This window comes from Colwellia sp. 6M3 (assembly GCF_014077595.1).
Taxonomy (GTDB): domain Bacteria; phylum Pseudomonadota; class Gammaproteobacteria; order Enterobacterales; family Alteromonadaceae; genus Cognaticolwellia.
Genome location: NZ_JACGWF010000076.1, coordinates 1 through 21265 on the forward strand (window position 1 = coordinate 1; position 21265 = coordinate 21265).

General features: G+C 38.6%; 17 protein-coding genes. 12 read left to right on the forward strand and 5 right to left on the reverse strand.

Annotation, left to right across the window (positions count from 1 at the left end):
• Positions 1-319 precede the first annotated feature (319 nt).
• From H4J50_RS14515 to H4J50_RS14560, 10 genes are all read left to right on the forward strand, one after another.
• On the forward strand, positions 320-2167 hold the full coding sequence (locus H4J50_RS14515; RefSeq protein ID WP_182257149.1) for an acyl-CoA synthetase: 1848 nt from the start codon (positions 320-322) through the stop codon (positions 2165-2167).
• A 9-nt stretch (positions 2168-2176) separates the two neighbouring features.
• A complete protein-coding gene (locus H4J50_RS14520; RefSeq protein WP_182257150.1) occupies positions 2177-3376 on the forward strand; it encodes a 3-oxoadipyl-CoA thiolase in 1200 nt (399 codons plus the stop codon).
• Between the two features lie 25 nt (positions 3377-3401).
• Positions 3402-5501, forward strand: a complete 2100-nt coding sequence (locus H4J50_RS14525; protein WP_182257151.1) for a 3-hydroxyacyl-CoA dehydrogenase NAD-binding domain-containing protein — start codon at positions 3402-3404, stop codon at positions 5499-5501.
• 81 nt (positions 5502-5582) lie between these two features.
• Entirely contained in the window at positions 5583-6560 is a 978-nt protein-coding gene (locus H4J50_RS14530) for a nitronate monooxygenase family protein (protein WP_182257152.1), read from the forward strand.
• A gap of 8 nt (positions 6561-6568) precedes the next feature.
• On the forward strand, positions 6569-7303 hold the full coding sequence (locus tag H4J50_RS14535; protein WP_108455625.1) for an enoyl-CoA hydratase-related protein: 735 nt from the start codon (positions 6569-6571) through the stop codon (positions 7301-7303).
• A 9-nt stretch (positions 7304-7312) separates the two neighbouring features.
• On the forward strand, positions 7313-7711 hold the full coding sequence (locus H4J50_RS14540) for a PaaI family thioesterase (RefSeq protein ID WP_081178052.1): 399 nt from the start codon (positions 7313-7315) through the stop codon (positions 7709-7711).
• A gap of 83 nt (positions 7712-7794) precedes the next feature.
• Positions 7795-8232, forward strand: a complete 438-nt coding sequence (locus tag H4J50_RS14545; protein ID WP_182257153.1) for a thioesterase family protein — start codon at positions 7795-7797, stop codon at positions 8230-8232.
• 55 nt (positions 8233-8287) lie between these two features.
• Positions 8288-9040 carry an electron transfer flavoprotein subunit beta/FixA family protein gene (locus H4J50_RS14550; protein WP_108455627.1) on the forward strand — a complete coding sequence of 251 codons (753 nt, stop codon included), beginning with the start codon at positions 8288-8290 and terminating at the stop codon, positions 9038-9040.
• Positions 9037-9963 (forward strand): electron transfer flavoprotein subunit alpha/FixB family protein, encoded by a 927-nt coding sequence (locus tag H4J50_RS14555; RefSeq protein ID WP_182257154.1) that lies wholly within the window; start codon positions 9037-9039, stop codon positions 9961-9963. Before H4J50_RS14550 ends, H4J50_RS14555 begins: the two co-directional genes overlap by 4 nt.
• A gap of 661 nt (positions 9964-10624) precedes the next feature.
• Positions 10625-11425, forward strand: coding sequence for an IclR family transcriptional regulator (locus H4J50_RS14560; protein ID WP_108455629.1), 801 nt, complete (start codon positions 10625-10627; stop codon positions 11423-11425).
• Positions 11426-11706: 281 nt separating this feature from the next.
• On the opposite strand, the gene H4J50_RS14565 is transcribed toward H4J50_RS14560, so the two are convergent.
• The 3 genes from H4J50_RS14565 to H4J50_RS14575 form a co-directional block, all read right to left on the reverse strand.
• Positions 11707-13047, reverse strand: coding sequence for a TRAP transporter large permease (locus H4J50_RS14565; RefSeq protein WP_108455630.1), 1341 nt, complete (start codon positions 13045-13047; stop codon positions 11707-11709).
• A 3-nt stretch (positions 13048-13050) separates the two neighbouring features.
• Positions 13051-13581, reverse strand: coding sequence for a TRAP transporter small permease (locus H4J50_RS14570; RefSeq protein ID WP_182257155.1), 531 nt, complete (start codon positions 13579-13581; stop codon positions 13051-13053).
• A gap of 131 nt (positions 13582-13712) precedes the next feature.
• Positions 13713-14789, reverse strand: a complete 1077-nt coding sequence (locus H4J50_RS14575) for a C4-dicarboxylate TRAP transporter substrate-binding protein (protein ID WP_259366260.1) — start codon at positions 14787-14789, stop codon at positions 13713-13715.
• A 306-nt stretch (positions 14790-15095) separates the two neighbouring features.
• Here H4J50_RS14575 and H4J50_RS14580 point away from each other — a divergent pair, with 306 nt between their 5' ends.
• Positions 15096-15371 (forward strand): acyl-CoA dehydrogenase family protein, encoded by a 276-nt coding sequence (locus H4J50_RS14580; protein ID WP_182257156.1) that lies wholly within the window; start codon positions 15096-15098, stop codon positions 15369-15371.
• An 18-nt stretch (positions 15372-15389) separates the two neighbouring features.
• Here H4J50_RS14580 and glpD read toward each other — a convergent pair whose 3' ends face one another.
• The gene (gene glpD, locus H4J50_RS14585) at positions 15390-16913 is read right to left on the reverse strand and encodes a glycerol-3-phosphate dehydrogenase (RefSeq protein WP_182257157.1); all 1524 of its coding nucleotides are present in this window, start codon (positions 16911-16913) and stop codon (positions 15390-15392) included.
• A gap of 244 nt (positions 16914-17157) precedes the next feature.
• Between glpD and glpK the strand changes: the two genes are divergently transcribed.
• Positions 17158-18636, forward strand: coding sequence for a glycerol kinase GlpK (glpK, locus tag H4J50_RS14590; RefSeq protein ID WP_182257160.1), 1479 nt, complete (start codon positions 17158-17160; stop codon positions 18634-18636).
• Positions 18637-18849: 213 nt separating this feature from the next.
• Here the strand turns inward: glpK and malQ are convergent, their stop codons facing one another.
• Positions 18850-21048, reverse strand: a complete 2199-nt coding sequence (gene malQ / locus H4J50_RS14595; RefSeq protein WP_182257158.1) for a 4-alpha-glucanotransferase — start codon at positions 21046-21048, stop codon at positions 18850-18852.
• Positions 21049-21265: the final 217 nt, after the last annotated feature.

Below are 21265 nucleotides of genomic sequence, written 5' to 3' on the forward strand. Positions count from 1 at the left end.
ATTCAGTATTAATTCAGTGAATTTATGTATTAAGTAAATGATACCACAGGATACCGCTTTGCGGAATTGTATTTTGCAGGATTGATTTTGTCATTTTTTATCAATGTGATGAGTTTAATCAAGTTTTTCACACTAATCTGTTATTTATTTCTTAAATTGAATTGTTATTATTTAATGACTTCATAAAGTACATTAAATAGCTTTTAAAAAAATCTTGCAAAATACAGTTCCGCATTGCAGAATGCGTAAGCTGTTTTACTGCTTAATTAGTCTTGTAGTAATAATGAAATATAAAATTTGTATTAGAGTGAGCGCTTAAATGTCCAAACTAACAGAATTAGAGTTACTTGCTGATTTAGAAAAAATAAGTTACCAAGACCGATATCATTGTAAAACAACTTACGATGTTTTTTGCCATGCAGCAGATGAATATCCAGCTGATATTGCAATAGCTGAGCATGTTACTGCAACTCGAGATGAAGTTGCGAAAGAAATAACGTTTGCCACTTTATCTAATAAACTTAATCAAACAGCAAACCTATTTAAAAAGTTGGGTGTTGGTCGTACTGATGTTGTTTCTATTTTACTCCCCAATTTGACAGAAACTCATCTAAGTATATGGGCTTCTCAAGCCGTGGCAATTGCTAATCCCATTAATTACCTTCTGCAAGTTGATCACATTATTGAAATATTAAATGAGGTGAAAACTAAAGTGTTAGTGACAGTTTCTCTTGATGCTGAAACTGAATTAGGTAAAAAAGTGCATGAAATTATTGCACGCGTCCCGTCACTTGAACATGTCCTAGTCGTCGATAACAGTTATGGCGAGATCAGTCATAAAAATATCACCGTCAGTGATTTTAATCATGCTATATCTACTCAATCAAATGAAAGATTAGCAGAAACATTTCAACCTAAAGGTGAAGATATTGCGATGTACTTCCATACTGGAGGAACAACAGGACGTCCGAAAATAGCAAAATTATCTCATGACAACATTAGTTTTGTTGTGCAAGTTTATGCAGGGTTTAATGCTTATCATGGTAAATCCGCGGTTTTGAATGCATTGCCACTATTCCATGTGTTTGGAGTTATTGCCGCTAGTTTAGCTATGTTCTTCGTTGGTCGCACGGTGGTTATTATGACACCCGAAGGTTTTAGAAACCCTAATACAGTAAAAAACTGGTGGTATTTTGTTAATAAGTATCAAGTATGTTGGTTTCCTACTGTACCCACTATAATTTCGGTGCTACTTCAGCAGCCGGATGAAAAAATTGATTTGAAATGTTTTGAACATGCAGCCTGCGGCTCAGCACCTTTGCCTCTTGAATTAAAATTATCTTTTCAGCAACGATTTAATTGCAGTGTTACCAATGGTTATGGCATGACAGAGTCTTCTTGTGTGGTTGCTAGGACCCTTCCTGGTTACGATGTTGAAGGGGTTGCTGTCGGAAACGCTATACCTTACAGCCGTGTGATTGCTGTTGAATTAATTGATAACAAAATTAGTCGTATTTGTGAAACTAATGAACCTGGCATTATTTTGGTGAAAGGACCTAATGTTTTTCAAGGCTATTTGAACGTAAGTGATAATGATGGCGCTTGGGTTGAGGATGATTGGTTTAATACTGGTGATTTAGGCGTTATTAATGCATTAGGGCATATTCAGCTCACAGGTCGCGCAAAAGATTTGATTATTCGTGGTGGGCATAATATTGATCCGCAGATTATTGAAGATGCGTTGTTGGCTCATAAAGATGTAATCCAATCAGTTGCTATTGGTCAGCCTGACGCACATTCAGGGGAAATACCTGTTGCTTATGTGGTGTTAAAAAATCAACAACAAACTACTTCAGCGGACTTACTGGCCTACTGCCAAGAGCATATAAGCGAAAGAGCGGCAATACCTAAACGTATTGAAATTCTCGATAGCTTGCCGTTAACGGCTGTTGGTAAAGTTTTCAAACCAATATTACGCAATAAAGCTACAGAGTTTAGCGTTGATGCAATACTGAAAAAAAATGATATTACTGCACAGGTTAAATCAGAATTTGACCCAGAGAAAGGCCAGGTTGTTCACATTGAATTATCAAATACCGATGACAAACACAAAGCAGCTAAATTATTGATCGCTTTTCCTGTCGTTGTTAATTATAAAAATTTATAAGGAAAAATTATGAAAGACGCGTTTATATACGATGCAGCAAGAACCGCATTTGGTCGCCATGGAGGCATTTTATCATCTGTTCGTCCGGATGATATGCTTGCTCACCTTATAAAAAATTTAGTGCAACGCAACGACTTTAATTTAAGTCTTTATGAAGATGTAATTGCCGGTAGTACTAATCAGGCAGGTGAAGATAGCCGTAACGTGGCTCGCTTTGCAGGATTATTAGCAGGTTTACCTATCGAGACAGGCGGGTTAACGGTTAACCGTCTTTGTGGTTCAAGTTTAGCGGCGGCGTTAGATGCTGCTCGATGTGTAAAAGCCAATGAAGGCGAGTTATTTGTTGCTTGTGGCGTAGAATCTATGAGTCGCGCACCTTTCGTTTTAGCTAAAGCAACTTCAGCCTTTTCTCGCCAGCAAGAAATCTTTGATACCACCATGGGGGCTCGTTTTACCAACCCAGAGATTATTAAAGCCTATGGCGGGCATTCAATGCCTGAAACGGCTGACAACATTGCCAGTGATTTAAATATCAGTAGAGAAGATTGCGATATATTCGCAGCCGGCTCGCAAGCGAAGTATGAAGCGGCAAAAGTAGCTGGTTTTTTTAACGATGAAATCATTCCCATTGAAGTATCACAAGGCCGAAAGTTGCCACCAATTTCCGTTGTTGCTGATGAGCATCCACGTCCATCTTCAACGGCAGAGGCTCTGGGTAAATTAAGACCATTATTTGATGGCGTAGTCACCGCGGGTAATGCTTCAGGTATTAACGACGGTGCTTCTGCCATGATTATTGGTAGTAAAGAAGTCGGCGAAAAAGCAGGTATTAAACCTCGCGGTAGAATTATAGCGGGTGCGATTGCCGGCGTACCACCACGTGTTATGGGTTTAGGTCCTGTTCCAGCTTCACAAAAAGCCTTAGCAAGAGCGGGGTTAACCTTAGCTGATATGGATGTTTTAGAATTCAATGAAGCCTTTGCAGTACAAGCACTCGGGTGTATGAAACAACTAGGTATCGCTTTTGATGATCCTCGTATTAACCAAAATGGTGGTGCGATTGCGATCGGACATCCTTTAGGTGCTAGTGGTACGCGCATTATGCTAACGGCATTGCGTCAATTAGAAAAAACCGGTGGTCGATACGCATTAGCGACCATGTGTATTGGTATTGGTCAAGGTATCGCAGTCGTTATTGAGCGTGTTTAACTTTCTAAAAGTAAGGAATTAGTTTATGTCAGTTGTTAGTTATCAATTAGAAGGTGATATCGGTGTTATTCGTTTGAATAACCCTCCGGTTAACGCGCTTTCTCATGCATTACGATTAGGAATTCAAGAGGCATTAGCACAAGCACAAAAAGATGCCTCTTTAGCAATAGTTTTGATTTGTGAAGGACGTACTTTTATTGCGGGGGCAGACATTTCAGAGTTTGGAAAACCACCCATGCTACCTTCTTTACCTGAGTTGCTTAATGAAGTTGAAGCATCAACAAAGCCTATTATTGCCGCCATTCATGGCACCGCACTCGGTGGCGGATTAGAAACCGCTTTGGCTTGTCACTATCGTTGTGCATTAGCTAGCGCTAATGTTGGGCTACCTGAAGTTAAATTAGGCTTATTACCCGGTGCAGGTGGAACACAAAGAGCACCTAGGTTAGTCGGTGTTAAAGCCGCATTGGACTTAATTACTACGGGTACGCCAATTTCTGCAGATAAAGCACTTAGTATCGGTTTAATTGATAAAGTGGTTGAAGGCGATTTATTGACCTCAGCAATTATGTTTGCCAAAGACGTTGTTGAACAAGGCGCTGTACTTAAAAGAGTAAGAGACATAGATGTTGATAAAACTGGTGCGTCAGCAGAGTTCTTCGATGATTATAGAGCCCAATTAAGTAAACGTTTTCGTAAACAAGAAGCACCTCAACGTATTGTTGAATGTATTGAAGCGGCAATGAATAAACCTTTTGATGAAGGTCTTAAAGTTGAAAGACGTTTATTTATAGAGTGCATGCAATCGTCACAGTCTGCAGCATTACGCCATATGTTTTTTGCCGAAAGAATGTCCTCAAAAATTAAAGATTTACCAAAAGAGACTCAGTTAAAAGATATTAAACGCGTAGGTATTATTGGTGGCGGTACCATGGGAGGAGGTATTGCAATGAATTTTGTTAATGCGGGTATCCCTGTGACACTGCTGGAAATTAACGATGTAGCATTGCAGCGTGGTAAAGATATTATCGCTAAAAATTACGCGATAACCGTTAAAAAAGGTAAATTGACTACTGAGCTTGCCGCACAACGCCAACAGCTGATCACAGGCACCACAGATTATAACGATTTAGCTGATATGGATTTGGTAATTGAAGCTGTTTTTGAAAATCTAGACATCAAAAAACAAGTATTCGCCAAGCTCGATAAAGTATGTAAACCCGGAGCTATTTTAGCCAGTAACACCTCTTATCAAGACGTAAATTTAATTGCAGAGTCTACTTCAAGACCACAAGATGTTATTGGTCTGCATTTTTTTAGTCCTGCTAATGTCATGAAATTACTTGAAATTGTTCGCGGTGATAAAACGTCTGATCAAGTGCTTGCAACATCGATGGCTATTGCTAAAACCATTAAAAAAGTGCCTGCATTATCTCGCGTTTGCTATGGCTTTATTGGTAACCGTATGTTGCGACAATATGCGCGAGAAGCCCAATTATGTTTACTTGAAGGCTCAACACCTCAAGGTATAGATACCGTAATGCAAAACTTTGGTATGGCAATGGGGCCGCTTGCTGTTGGCGATTTAGCCGGAATAGATATTGGCTATAAAGCGCGTGAGGGCTTAACTGATGAAGAAAAAGGTGATGTTAGAACCTACTGCATTGCGGATGCTTTATATGACATGGGCCGCTTAGGTCAAAAAACTGGTGCAGGCTATTACCAATATGATCCTGACACTAGACAGCGTATGTCTGATCCTATAGTACTTGAAGTTATTGAAGCACAAGCTAAACAAAGAGGGGTTGAGCGCAAAACAATAAATGATGTGACTATTTTACAACGTTTAACTTTTGCTTTGATTAACGAAGGTTTCAAAATACTTGAAGAGGGTATTGCACAGCGTCCGAGTGATATTGATGTGGTTTACGCCTTTGGTTATGGATTTCCAGCCTACCGAGGTGGTCCAATGTTTTATGCTGAGACCATAGGTTTAGAAAAAATCTATCAAACCATATGTGAATTCGGCGTTACTTACGGTGAAGATTTTTGGCAACCAGCAGCATTATTAAAGCAACTTGTTGAGGAAGGTAAAACCTTAACTCAGTGGGCGAATAGCCAATAGCCAAAAGAGTGAAAAATTAGTTATACCAATTTTCGGCATAGCTAATTTTTTATCAAAGCAAATATGCTCTAAGGGGAAAATATGTCAATTCCACAAACATTACAAAATAAATTATCTTTGCCTGTCATCAGTGCTCCAATGTTCATCGTCTCGGGGCCAGAATTAGTTATCGCTGAGTGTAAAGCCGGAATTGTTGGCTCTTTTCCTGCACTTAATGCGCGTCCACAATCTTTACTGGGTGAATGGCTAAGCACCATTAAAACTGAATTAGATGAGTACCAAATAGCTAATCCTAATGCCATTGTTGCCCCATACGCGGTTAATTTAATTGTTCACAAGAGTAATGACCGATTAGAGGATGATGTAAATACTTGTATTGAATTTAAAGTACCGATCATTATTACCAGTTTACGCGCGTTAGATCCCTCATTAGTTGAGCGAATTCATGCGTACGGCGGTATTATTTTTCACGATATTATCAATGTTCGACACGCCGAAAAAGCGATAGCAGCAGGTGTTGATGGTTTAGTTTTGGTGTGTGCAGGAGCAGGTGGACATGCCGGGACCTTAAGTCCTTTTGCTTTGGTGAGTGAAATAAAACAAATTTTTAATGGTCCTATTGCGTTATCAGGCTCTATTGCTAATGGTGCATCAATACTCTCAGCACAAGCTTTAGGTGCTGACTTTGCTTATATAGGAACGTGTTTTATTGCCACAGAAGAAGCGAATGCAGAGCGGGAATATAAAAACATGTTAGTTGATTATAGCGCTAAAGATATTGTTTATAGCTCTCTATTTACTGGCGTACATGGCAATTACCTTAAGCCAAGCATTTCTAATGCAGGTTTAGATCCCGATAACTTGGACGAAGGCGATAAAAGTACCATGAAATTTGGTTCCTCTGGAGGCAGTAAAACTAAAGCTTGGAAAGATATTTGGGGGGCAGGCCAGGGTTTGGGCAGTATTACCGAGATTACTACAGTGTCCAAAATCGTTGAACGTTTCAAAACAGAATATGTACAGGCGTTATCGCGCTTAAATCGACTGAACATTAAATAGAGGCAATGATGAAAATTCAAGAAAATATATTAATTCATCAGGATAGTGGTGTTCTACATATAGGTATTAATCGCCCAGAGAAAAAAAATGCTTTAACACACCTAATGTATTCGGCTATGGCTACAGCACTTAAAGATAGTGCTTCAGATGACAGTATTAATGTCGTACTTATACATGGTACAGACGATGCGTTTTCAGCAGGGAATGATTTAAACGATTTCAATAATCGAGATGTTAATAAAGCTTCGCCCGCATCAATTTTATTATATGAGCTGCATAATTACCCAAAACCAATCGTTGGAGCCGTATCGGGTGTTGCCGTTGGAATAGGCGTAACTATGTTGCTTCATTTTGATTTGGTTTATGCCTCAGAAACTTATTTTAAAATGCCTTTCGTCGATTTAGGTGTATGCCCCGAAGGAGGATCAAGCTTGCTTATTCCTCAATTAGCAGGTCATCGTAAAGCGGCTGAAATATTAATGTTGGGTGATGCTTTTAATACCCAGACGGCAATTGATTTAGGTATAGTAAATCAACAAATAGACAAATCTGAAGTATTTGATTTTGCTTTAAGCAAAGCGAAAGCATTAGCGTTGAAACCTCAAAATGCCTTACGTACGACTAAAAAAATGCTTAAGGCTCCTCAGCAGACAATACTGACCGATATTATTAAAAAGGAGTTAGCGATTTTTGCACAGTTACTTCAAAGTGAAGAATCTCAAGTGGCAAGAAACAGAAAATAAAGGATTAAAATGAAACCTTGGGCAAATAAAGAAATGCCGCCATTTAATGATCATTTAGGTTTTGTGATTGAGGAATGGCGAGAAAATCATATTAAAATGAGTGCTGAGCTTAAACCTGAGCATTTAAATCGTTCAGGTATTCCACATGGAGGCTTTATTTCAGCTTTATTAGATGCAGCAACTGCGCTGACTGGAGCCTATAGTGATGATCCTCTTAACTATAGAAAAGCATTAACTTTATCGTTAAATATAAACTATTTAGGCCAAGCTCAATCAAACAAAATTTATGCCATTGGCAGGGTGACAGCTTCCGGTCGAAATATCTATTATGGTGCTGCTGATGTTTACGACTCTTTTGATAATATTATTGCTTCGGGTCAGGGCGTTTTTAGATATAGAAAAGAGTAATTAACACTTAGATGAATCAAGTAGTTTGAAGTGGTTTAGGTACAGTCATACAGTAAAATATTGCATTAGAAGTGGAGAATATTATGAAAGATCAATTACATTGCTACTCTCATCAATTAAAGCATCCCGTAAGATGGGGAGATATTGATATGTTAGGACATGTTAATAACAGCAATTACTTTCGTTACTGTGAAGAAGGTAGAGTGAAATTTTTCTCAGATAGTCATATTAGAGCCGCCCTTGGCGGTGATAAGCTGGGCTTTGTTGTTGCTTATATCGATTGCAAGTTTAAGTTTCCGGTGACATATCCTGATAATCTTATTATTGCCACCAAAGTTGAAAAAATAAGTACTGATAGGTTCACCTTAAGCCAAGTCATCTATAGCGAAACACATCAAAAAATTGCGGCTAAAAGTGAAAGTATTATTGTTTCATATAGTCATGAAATGCAGAGCAAGATTAGTCTTTCGAATGCGGCATTATCTTTGTTAGAAAAAGAATTAAACCGTCAATTTGAATAAATTAAAATATAACTAAGCAAATATTATCTAGTATCCATTGAGGTAAAGTAAATTTATGAAAGTATTAGTCCCAATTAAACGTGTCATCGATTATAACGTCAAAGTACGTGTTAAATCTGATAACTCAAACGTTGATTTAGCTAACGTTAAAATGGCCATTAACCCTTTTTGTGAAATTGCCGTAGAAGAAGCTGTTCGCCTTAAAGAGGCAGGCACAGCAACTGAAGTTATTGCTATTTCTATTGGTAATAAAAGCTGCCAAGAACAGCTTCGAACTGCACTTGCCCTAGGCGCTGATCGTGCTATTCATATCGAAACAGAGTTAGCGCTCGACGCGTTAAATATTGCTAAGCTACTTCAAAAAATTGTCGAAGAAGAACAACCGCAGCTCGTTATCTTAGGTAAACAATCAATTGATAGCGATAACAACCAAACCGGCCAAATGCTTGCTGCATTAACTGGTTTAGCACAAGGTACTTTCGCCTCTGAAGTTAAGGTTGAAGGCGACAGAATTAATGTAACAAGAGAAGTAGATGCTGGATTACAAACGCTAGCACTAAATCTGCCCGCAATTGTGACTACTGACTTACGTTTAAATGAGCCCCGATACGCCTCTCTACCTAATATCATGAAAGCTAAACGTAAACCACTAGTGGTAAAATTAGCTGCTGATTTTGGTATTGATTTAACCCCACGTACCAACTTATTAAAAGTGACACCACCTAAAGAACGACAAGCGGGTATTATTGTTGAATCAATTGATGAGTTAGTTGCAAAGTTAAGAAATGAAGCAAAGGTGATTTCATGAGCATTTTAGTCTATGCAGAACACGACAACAGCGTGTTAAAAGCTGATACTTTAAAAACAGTTGCTGCGGCACAGAAAATAGGTGGTGACATTACCATTTTAGTTGTTGGCTATAATTGTCAAAGCGTTGCTGAACAAGCCGCTAAAGTTAATGGTGTTACTAAGGTATTAGTTGCAGATAACCTCGTGTACGAGCATCAACTGGCAGAGAATATCAGTTTATTAGTGACTGAATTAGCAGTGAACTACGACGTGATACTGGCTACAGCATTAACCACCGGCAAAAACTTTATGCCTCGCGTTGCCGCTTTGTTAGATGTCGCTCAAATTTCAGACATTACGGCGGTAGTGAGTGCAGATACTTTTGTGCGTCCAATCTATGCCGGTAATGCTATTGCAACCGTGCAAAGTGTAGATGATAAAAAAGTAATCACAGTCCGTTCAACTGGGTTTGATGCCGTTGCCACTGATGGCGCTGCAGAGATCATAATACTAGATAAGGTTACAAATGCAGGTATTTCAAGCCATGTCAGTGATGAGTTAACGGTTTCAAAACGCCCAGACTTAGGTGCAGCAAGTATCGTTATTTCAGGTGGTCGCGGTATGCAAAATGGCGATAACTTCAAGTTATTAGACGGTATTGCTGACAAATTAGGTGCTGCCATTGGTGCATCACGCGCGGCGGTAGATGCAGGCTTTGTTCCTAATGACATGCAAGTTGGTCAAACAGGTAAAATTGTTGCGCCAGACTTATACATTGCCGTAGGTATTTCAGGCGCAATTCAACATCTTGCGGGTATGAAAGATTCGAAAGTGATTGTGGCGATAAATAAAGATCCAGAAGCGCCTATTTTCCAAGTAGCTGACTACGGTCTTGTCGCCGATCTATTTGAAGCGTTACCTGAATTAGAAAGCGCCTTGTAAAATCGATTGGATGACTTATTTCAATTGTATAGCTGCTGATTTTACTGTTTTTACTTGGAACTCATCATACGATATTGTCACTAAAATTTAGAATTAATTTTGGTGTTAACGTTGATTTTTAATCATGGTTAGTCGTGTTGATGAGTAACAATATTATGGAATTATATCAGCGATTATTTTGTTGGTGTAAATTATCGACAAGTATACTTAGCAGTATAAAAGTCATAAATAGTCCTCGATAACTTTACATTTTCTGCTCAAAAGAAACATTACAAGAAAAGTAAGTAGATTATTATCATAGTAAGTTAGTTATATTCCAGCATAAATAACTAAGAAAAATGTTATAAAATTTTTGAAATCGGGTGATTTCCTACTTAAAATAAGTGGCTGTAATACTCTTGGAATGTTCAAGAATTTCGTTTTTGGCCAATTTATAGTACAAATAATTCAGTAACTAAAAAGATCAAGTAGCCTGTTATCGTATATTTTCATGATATTCCTCTAAATTGCGGCTAATAACCTATAAACGTCAGCTTTAAAGCTATCTATAATCTTTATTTTTAGAGCAAATAATGAGATTATAACTACCATAATTTGAAAAACGTATTGACATCTAAAACAAGTCAATTCGCCGAGTATCAAAACAATTGAGTAGTTCAAAATGAATACACCAACGGGTATGCCAAGAGATACAAATGGGGAAGTCGATCGTAAATTTGTCGAAGCGCTTGCTAGAGGTTTAGATATTTTACGGGCATTTAATCCGGGAGATGGATTTCTTGGCAATCAGGAGATAGCTCAGCGTACCGGTCTGCCTAAATCGAGTATATCAAGATTAACCTATACCTTAACAAATTTGGGCTACCTGACTTATTCAAAGCGTTTAGAAAAGTACCAGCTTGGCGCTGGTGTGTTGGCTTTGGGTTATGCATTTGTGTCAAACCTAGCAATTCGTCAAGTGGCGAACCCCCAAATGAAAGAACTTTCCATTGAAACAGGTACATCAATAGGTTTGGCAGACAGAGATCGACTTGACATGATTTATGTTGATCATTGTGCCCCAAAAGATATTGTTACCTTTAAAAAAGATATTGGCGACAAAATCCCGATGGCAACTACGGCAGCAGGGCGAGCTTATTTAGTGGCTTTGTCAGAAGAAGAACGTGACTTCTTTATGAGACATTTCAAAGAAAAACTGGGTGATAAGTTCGAGGCTGTCAAAGCTGGCGTTGATCAAGCAGTGGAAAGCTATAAAGAATTTGGCTATTGCCACTCTTGGGGCGATTGGGAGCGAGATACCAATGCTATTGCGGTACCGCTGAAGCTCACGCAAGGGCAAATTTATGTATTCAATGCTGGTGGCCCAGCTTTTAGGTTGTCGCAAGAGTTTTTGAGCGGAGAAGTCGCGCCACAATTAAAAAGCATGGTGCGTAATATCGAAGCAACCTTAATTCGATTTTAATACTTTTTCTTAGTTTATTATTTCACTTATTGTTAAAAGGTCTTTGTTTATTGCAAAGGCCTTTTTTGCAATTGGCATATGATTATTTGTTATTGATTTGGCGCTAAGCATAGTGGTATATAAAATACTTATACCGAACTTGGATAAATAAAGCCTAACTTTGGTTATTATTTTATCGAGGTTAAGTGGATTTGAGAATATAGAATGAACACTATGTATGACTTGAAGCGTGATGGTTGTTCGCGGCAGGGTATATGTTAACCAACCGCGAACAATAAAGGCTACATCATAAGGTTAGGTATTAGCAGCGATAGTATCGGGAAGGCGATAATCGCAATCAATACTAAGATATCCATGACCAGAAAACGTGTAACGCCCATAAAAATGTCATATACAGCTACCGAAGGTTTAGTGACACTGGCGATAACAAAGACGTTTAATCCGACCGGCGGGGTGATCAAGCTTATTTCAAGCAATTTTATTATAACCACACCAAACCAAATTAAGTCTAAGCCATAACCTTCTACCATAGGGATTAAAAATGGTAGGGTAAGTACCATAATACCTAGCGGGTCAAGAAACATACCTAGTAGGAAATATACACCAGCGATCATTACCAGTAATAGCCATAGTGATACGTCGGCAGATTCGATCAAACCAACCAGTGCTGGTGCCATACCTGTTAATGCAACAAAGCCAACAAAAATTTTTGCTCCGGCCGCAATAAAAAAGATTGTCGTGGTCTGCGTACAAGTTTCCTTAACTGATTGAATAAACTGTTGCCAATTAAGTCGTTTTTGTAAAGCGCCAATAATGATTACCGTAAACGCACTGATCGCTGCTGCCTCTGTAGCGGTAAATATACCACCGTAAATACCACCAATAATAATGGTAAAAAGCAACATAGCAGGCCAACATCTTATCGCTGCTTTTCGGCGATCGCCTTTAACATGCAAAGTGGTATCAGCCGGTGCATCACTGGGATTACGTTTCACCCATATGTAGATCACCACTAAAAATCCCAACAAAGATATCAGACCTGGGATAATACCTGCCAAGAATAGGCGACTAATTGACATTTCGGTAAAAATACCATAAACAATAAATAGCACACTGGGTGGAATAAGCGAACCAAGCGTACCACCAACGGCCACAGTAGATGTAGCTAAACGCTTATCATAGCCCATCCGTAACATCTCAGGCACACAGATTTTACCCATAGCTGAAGCACAAGCAATGCTCGAACCTGTAATAGCCGAGAATCCCCCACAGCCAAAAACAGAGGCCATTGCCACCCCGCCAGGTAAGCGCTTTAACCAAACTCGCGCCGCATGATAAATGTCAGTAGTGATACCTGTATGGTAAGCAATATGACCTAAAAGTACGAATAGCGGTATCATACTTAGATCATAAGAATGGACTAAGTCGAAGGCATTGGATGAGATCATAGTCAGAGCAGGTGCAACCGCTGTGTCAATGTCAAAGCCACCGTTTCTCAAAGCAAAAAATAAAAATATAAATACCGATGACACGCCAGCTAAGCTAAAGGCGATTGGTACACGGAAAATAAGTAAAAGCAACGTACAGGCAAAGCCGACGAGCCCAAGCATTAATGGATCCACAGATTAACCCTCTTCAATTGTATCGTATGCCGCGTCTGAACGCTGCGCGAGATAGTCAGTATTACCACAGATTGCTGCTCGAAAATCAGTAACGAAAATTACCATTAAACGTATAATAAATAGTGTTGCACCAGCAAAAAAGGCAAATCGTCCTGGCCATTCAGGTAGATCTAATTGGCTAAAGAAATAAGCGCCACTAATGGCTGAGTGGAAAAATCCTTTCCAAGCAGCCAATGCAAGTGGCAGTAATATTAATAGGCTGATGAGAGATCCAATGGCAAGCATCCATAATTTGGTATGCTTACCCAAGCGTTTAAATAAGAACTCTATGGTGATGTGGCTGTAATCTGCAGTAACATAAGCCAACGGCAGAAAAACGGCTCCTACCATGAGCTCTCGAACGATAACAACATCGTCAGTTACTCCCCATCCAAAAAGGTTACGTGTAATAACTGTTAGCGTGATCATTAGGCCGAGCGTGATAATGCAAAGGCCAGCTACAATCAATGCCCCTTGTTCCATTTTTTTCAACATAATATTAAACTCTATGTGATACCAATTTGATTAACGCTGTGGTCATTTCTACTGGATAAAACAAACCACATTTGGGTTGTTTTTATGCCTATAAAGTAGAACACCTCATTAATTAAACGGGTGTATTTAAGTTAACGTGCCCAAGGGTAGCCATTGAGTTCCCGTTCTTGGCTATATTTTTTAAGAGAAGCTTTGTAGTTTTCCACCATGGTTTTTCCAGATAGGCCACTGTCAATGGCTTCTTTTTCCCATTTCTTAATGTGATATTGACTCGCGGCGTATAATTGAGCTGAACCTGAAGAGGGCAAAGTAATCATTTCTAACTTACGACCATCAACTCCTTGTGTCAGTAACTCTTCTGCTCTTTTGTCAGCCTTCATTATATTTTCACCAAGATAATTGATAAAGTCAGCGCCAACTTCATTTATTATATTTCTTTGAGACGGGCTCAATTTTGTTAGTGCATCTTTGTTTATAAATATGCCTAAACCGGTATAGGTGCCCCAATTGAGCTTGGTTAGGCTGTCAGACGCTTCATGTTGTTTCAAAGCAATTGTGGCGCTCATGTAACCAAGGCTACAATCGAGTAAGCCGTTACCTAGTCCCTGATACGCCTTATAAATACTCATGCTGACTAAATTGGCTCCTAGATCGCCAAATATTTTACCAAAGGTACCAACACCACGAATTTTTTTACCTTTAATATCTTCAAGTGTTCGAATAGCGCTCCCTTTACATAGCACGATAACGTTGGACAGCATGTATGAAGTGATGAAGGATAAGTTTTGTTTGGCTAAATTACTGGTAACTTCAGGGGATTGCATATGATCAAAATTAGCTTTTAAACCAACCCAAGGATCGAGGTTTTCAAAAGGTAAATTAGTGAGAGAAAAAGACACCATCTCTTTGGGAAAGTAATCGGGAATAATAGTGCCCATATCGACCACGCCTGCAGCAATAGATTGTCGCGCGGCATTCGCCTTAAATAAGGCACCACCCCACATAATATCAATTTTTAAATCACCACCAGAACGCTTTTCAACTTCCTGTGCAAACCATTTGGTAGCACTAGCACGGGCGCCACGATTTGGCCCAGGTTCGCCATAAGTGAGAACCGTTTCAGCTAAAGCAGGGATTGCACCCAAAGCAGCAATGGTTAATGTTGCTACTTTGAAAAACTTGCTAATGATATTCATTTTTGGACTCATCAAAAAATACCTCGTGTTTCGCTTGGCGGAACCTTGGTGCCACTAAAGTTCATTACTGTACAATAACAAACATGGCGCCGCAAGCATAAAAATAGCTATAAATTAAAGATATGGAAAATATCTAACGATATATTTCTTTTTGAAGATAGAGTGAAGCGATCAATTAAAAAATCACTGTAAAATAGTATTAAAAACGGGCAACTCTATGTGCCAAAAATTAATCCCATTTAATTAGCAAGTTCCGATATTTCTTGATAATCAACTGACCGAGGAAGAACGAATGATCCGTGACTCTGCTCATTATTATTGTCAAAAAAATTGCTACTAGGTGTGCTTGAAGCCAATAGATATGAACATTATGATCGCGAAATCATACGTGAATTAGTTCAATTAGGTTTATTAGGTGATACTTTGTCTGATAAGTTTGGCGGCAGCGAAGTCAATTATGTCAGTTATGTAAATTATGTCAGTTATGGTTTAATTTCGCGTAAAGTAGAGCCTTTAGACAGTGGTAAGTGCAGCGCAATAAGTGTGAAGTGCTTGTTATTTAAAACTGTGAAGTCCCAAGTAGCTTCATCCTAATGAAGTAGATCAAATAGTTTATTTATTTTGTAATGATTTACGCTCTACAATGCTAGGGTGCTTATCAATATACTGCTGTATGAAAGAGACTTGCGACATTGATAAATAAAGGCCTCTTTTCGTTCGTCGCCATATGATGTCTTCAACATTAATAGCCCATTCATGTTCGATTAAAAAGTTGATTTCTAGCTCATATAAATCAGCACCAAAACAAGACCCCATAGCTTCAATACTATCTATATTATTTAATAAAGTGAAAATTATTGTACCGTAGCTACGGATCAATCTAGTCCGCAATGCTGAAGACAACCATGGAAACTCTTTTTTAATTTCTTGAGTAAATAATTCTATATTATTGAAGTTTCCACCGGGCAGCGGGGCGTCTGCTGTCCAGGTAGGTCCAATGTTTGGGAAATAAGGACTAAGTTTATCAACTGTAGCTTCTGCGAGTTTACGGTAAGTGGTTATTTTACCGCCAAAAACTGACATGACAGGTGCTTTATTATTTACATCTTCTATTTCTAACTTGTAATCACGGGTTACGGATTGAGCATTTATTGACTCGTCATCTAATAAAGATCTAACACCTGAAAATGTCGTTACAATATCATTACGTGATATTTTTTTCTTAAAATAGGTATTGGTGATGTTTAATAGATAGTCAATTTCTTCATCTGATATTTCAACAGCAGAGGGATCACCATTATATTCAACATCTGTGGTGCCAATTAATGAGAAGCTATCTTCAAAAGGGGATACAAACACGATGCGCTGATCAACATTCTGTAGAATATAAGCTTGTGGTTGATCATGGATGCGCGGTACTACGATATGGCTACCCTTAACTAACCTAATTTTTTGAGGCGATTTGTTGGGTAAAGTATTTGAAAACAACTTTGCAACCCAAGGTCCAGCAGCGTTTACAATACTGCGTGAACGAATAACACTCATTTTACCGTGCAAACTATCTTTTAAGGTAATCGTCCAAATATTATCTTCGCGTACTGCTTTTATACACTGAGTTTGTGTTTTGATACTGGCACCATAATCTTGCGCGGCAAGTGCATTTAAAATAACTAACCTTGCGTCGTCTACCCAAGCATCTGAATATTCAAAACCTTTAGTTATTGTACTAACTAGGGGACTATCGGATGAGAATACAACACCTTTTGATGCAGGTAAAGTGACGCGCTTAGCTAAGTTGTTGTAGAGAAACAAGCCAATATGGATCAGCCAAGCAGGTCTTAAATGCGCTTGATGAGGTAAGCAAAAAGTTAAAGGTTTAATAATATGCGGTGCATTTTTTAATAAGATTTCGCGTTCTGCAAGCGCTTTTCTAACGAGCTTAAATTCATAATGCTCTAAATATCGTAAACCTCCATGAATGAGCTTACTGCTTTTAGAAGAAGTGGCAGAGGCAAGATCGTTTTGCTCACACAGGGCAACCTTTAGCCCTCTGCCAGCAGCATCTGCGGCGATTCCTGTACCATTAATGCCACCGCCAATAACAACGAGGTCAAATATTTCATGTACTTCACTCATCTACGGTACCTGACTTTTTTATATGTTAAATATGGCGTTCCAACAGCAATGACCATATTCGCATTTAGGTCATTAAGGCTAACATTCTTGTGTAGATTTTAAACTAATAAAAATTGTTTATTTACTCGCTTTTACTCATTTATTGTTTTAATTATCATTTTTTAAAAGCGATTGTTGTTGAAAGCCATTAAGGCTAACGGCATTATCGAATAATACCAATTGACTAAGTAATAAAGGTGGAGCAATTTTGAAGTACTTATTAGCCATCGATCAAGGAACAACAAGCTCAAGGGCGATACTTTTTACTAAGCTTGGGAAAGTGTATGCATCTGCGCAAGAGGAGTTTGAACAACACTTCCCGCACGATGGCTGGGTTGAACATAACCCAAGTGATATTTGGCAAACTGTGTTGCGTACTTGTCGAAAAGTACTTGCTGACAATAATGTTCAAGCGACAGAGGTAATTGCCATAGGTATTACTAACCAAAGGGAAACCACCTTGGTGTGGGACCGAAAAACGGGCGACCCTATTTATAATGCTATTGTTTGGCAAGATAGGCGCACATCGGATTATTGTCGAACAATATCTAGCCCCGCAGTAGAAGAACTGATTAATCATAAAACCGGTTTGTTACTCGACCCTTATTTTTCGGCCACTAAAATTCGCTGGATACTCGATCATGTTGAAGGAGCACAAGAAAAAGCTGAAAATGGTGAGCTAGCATTTGGTACGGTTGATAGTTTTTTGTTGTGGCACCTTACGGGTCAAAAAGTACATAAAACTGATGCGACTAATGCCTCTAGAACCATGATTTTTAATATTCATGAACAAGCTTGGGATCAAAAGCTACTTGAGTTGTTTAATATTCCCGCCGCCATGTTACCCGAAGTGATGGATTCATCAGATAACTTTGGCTATGTCGATAGTGCATTACTTGGCAGTGAAATTGCCATTTTAGCTATGGCAGGCGATCAACAAGCGGCTTTATTTGGTCAAGCATGTTTTGATGAAGGTATGGCGAAAAGCACCTATGGTACAGGCTGTTTCTTAATGCTGAATACTGGTAGTAAGGCGCTTAAGTCTAAAAATAGATTATTAACGACAGTTGCTTATCGATTAAAGGGTAAACCAACGTATGCTATTGAAGGCAGTATTTTCATGGCTGGCGCGACCATTCAATGGATTAGAGATGGCTTAAAATTAATAGGCTCTGCATGTGAAACAGAATCAATTGCCGAAAAAGTGCCGCTAGATCATGGGGTTTTTCTTGTGCCGGCATTTACCGGCTTGGGCGCACCTTATTGGGACCCTAATGCACGAGGAGCCATATTGGGTTTAACGCGAGATTCGGGCATTAATGAAATTGTGACAGCTGGCCTGCAATCTGTTTGTTATCAAACCAAAGACCTACAAAAAGCCATGGAGAATGACGGTATTAGACCCAGTGTTATTCGTGTTGATGGTGGTATGGTGACTAACAATTGGTTGTTGAGTTTTCTGTCTAATATCTTAGGAGCAACGATTGATCGCCCTGAAATAACTGAAACAACGGCACTAGGCGCTGCTTACTTAGCAGGGTTAAAAGCAGGGGTGTATAGCTCGACAGAAGAGCTGGCAAAAATGTGGCAATGTGAAAAGCTCTTTACCCCGTCAATTGATAACGCACAACGAAATATTTTATATGGAAAGTGGCTAGCTGCGGTGCAAAGAGTCAAAAGTTAATTAGCTACTTTAAACTTATAAGAAAAAGGCACAAATTATCTAATGCCCGTTTTTTTTAACTTTGTTCATGTTTGCTTTTGTTCTTTTGGTATTGCTTGTTTTGGGAAGTTTTCTTTAGTTAATAATGACGATGAGTATGTTAAACACTCATCGTCATTAATAGCCTTATTCCTTTGATTCCTTTGATTCCTTTTATTCCTTTGATTTCTTTGATTATTTTGGTCTAGCGATATTCATTGCTTGTGCTATTGCTTGCACTGAATTTGTTTTATCAAAATCTTCCACCGACACGGGTAGTTTTTGTAACCAATTTGGATGTTGATCAATTGTACCTGGAATATTTACTTGCTCAGTTAACTCTAAAGCGTCTTCTAAAGGAATAAGCTGGAGGTGACTTGAAGATTTTGCTAGATACTTTTGTACTGCAACACTTAACTCGTTATTCATTTGTGCAGGTTCAAGCTGTGGTGCTTTGCTCATGTCGATAACTTGAAGATCATTTAAAGCAGCAATCAGGTTTTCACGTTCACTGACTCGCGCATTTCTATCTGCAAGCCCAGCTTCATCATTAGGGTAGAGATTAAGTTGTTGACGCCATTGTAAATCTCGTCCTTGCCACCAACCGGTTAATGTAGATGTATCATGCGTGGCAACAGTAACAACTGATTGTGTAGGGAAGTTATCAGGACGCTTAAATAAACCAGAATCCCAGCGTTCAAAAAAGAGTACTTTAAAAGATAACAGGCCTGCATTTTGAATGGTTTCACTGAAACCTTCAGGAACATTACCTAAATCTTCTCCTATAACAACACAATTATTTCGACGAGATTCTAAAGCAATAATGCGTAAAATATCATCCCATGGAAAACTGATATAAACCCCTTCATCGGCTTCCATACCCGGAGCAACCCAATATTGGCGCATCAGTCCTAAAATATGATCAATGCGCAAAGCTCCAGCATATTGCATGCTACTTCTTAATGCTTTTACTAAAGGCTGATAGCCTTGTTTTTGCAGAGCTACTGGATTTATTGGTGTTAACCCCCAGTTTTGTCCTAAGGGATTCATGCCATCGGGTGGTGCGCCGATTGATGCGCCTGCCACATAAACTTCTTTATCTGACCAAACATCAAAGCCTGAGCCGTCACAACCCACAGCCAAATCGAGATATAAACCTATCGCCATCTCTTTATCGACTGTTAGTTGAGAAACAGCGTTTAATTGTTGATGTGCTAGCCACTGTAAAAAACAAAAGTATTCAATACGTTTAGCATGAGAGAGTTTAAATTTATGTACTTCTTCGCTATCAGGGTCTTGGAATTTTATTGGCCAATCAGGCCAACCATAAGTATTTTCATCAGCTAAATGAAAATGTTCATACAGAGCATCAAAAGTAGCGAAACGTTGTAAGTCATGGCCATTTATTTGTTTAAAGTGCTCAAATTCAACGGCCATATTTTTATAGCATGTATTGTTACTTTTAGCGGTAGAGTTTACGTAAAAATCTTCAAATAATAACGCTACGATTTCAAACTTTAATTTTGCAACTTCAGGGTAATCAACCAAGTTACTTGCTTTTGTATTAGCAATGCGCTGTTGAAATGCTTCACTGTTTACTTCTGTTTGTGCAAGTTCACAAAGTTCAAAATTCGGGATTTTGCTGACATCTATATAAAGTGGGTTCAAAAAGCAGCGACTAGAAGGTGAGTAAGGACTTCTATGTGCAGGATTATTTTGATAAAGCGGGTGCAATGGGTTTAGCCCAATGGTTGCCGCCTGTTGCTTAGCTGATTTTTTAACAAGTTCAGCTAAATCTGTAAAATCACCCATTCCCCAATTGTCTTTACTCAGTAGTGAATATAATTGCGCAGTATAACCCCATACTTTATTGCTTGACGCTTCTTGTACGCTGAAGCAGGTTTTGGGCGCGTAAATAAGCGGGCAACTTGTTTGGGTCTCACCAAAACTGATCGTAAATTGATAATAACCTTGTTCTAAGCTTGGTAGATTTATTAAGTACTGACAATACTGTGTTTCATCAATTGTTGACTCTGCAATGACTTGCATGTCTTCAACATTGAAAGCCCCAACAACCTCATTGCCAATAGTGCTTCCAAGTTCAGGCGTGACTTTCCAATTGAGGAGTAAACTACCAATTTTAGGTAGGCTTACTCTGATGGTATGTTGCTGCTCTTCTCGCTTAACAATATGAACAACGGGTAAAACTTGAGTCCATTGGTTTTGATTCAACGTTGCAATTGAATTTGATAATGACGCTTCATCTAAATCAAAGCCCATCGCTTTTAATAAAGCGCTTTTCGCCTGATCTTTAGCATAAACCGTGTCGCCGAATGTACCGGTATAACTTGGATGAAAACCTACTAAATCTGCTAACTGTTCAATGAGACTCATATTAACACTCTTTATATTGTGAAATAAAACTACATATTTTTGTAACTTTAACAATTTTTAGGTTATAATTACAGCAAATAAAGCTTTGAATGTACTTATTTTCGTTGTATATTTAACGCGTGTAATTTATTTACATAATTTTACAACAAAAATAATGTGGCATTACTTGTAAGTGGTTAAGACTACTTTAATGACATATTAAGTTTTTATTATATAG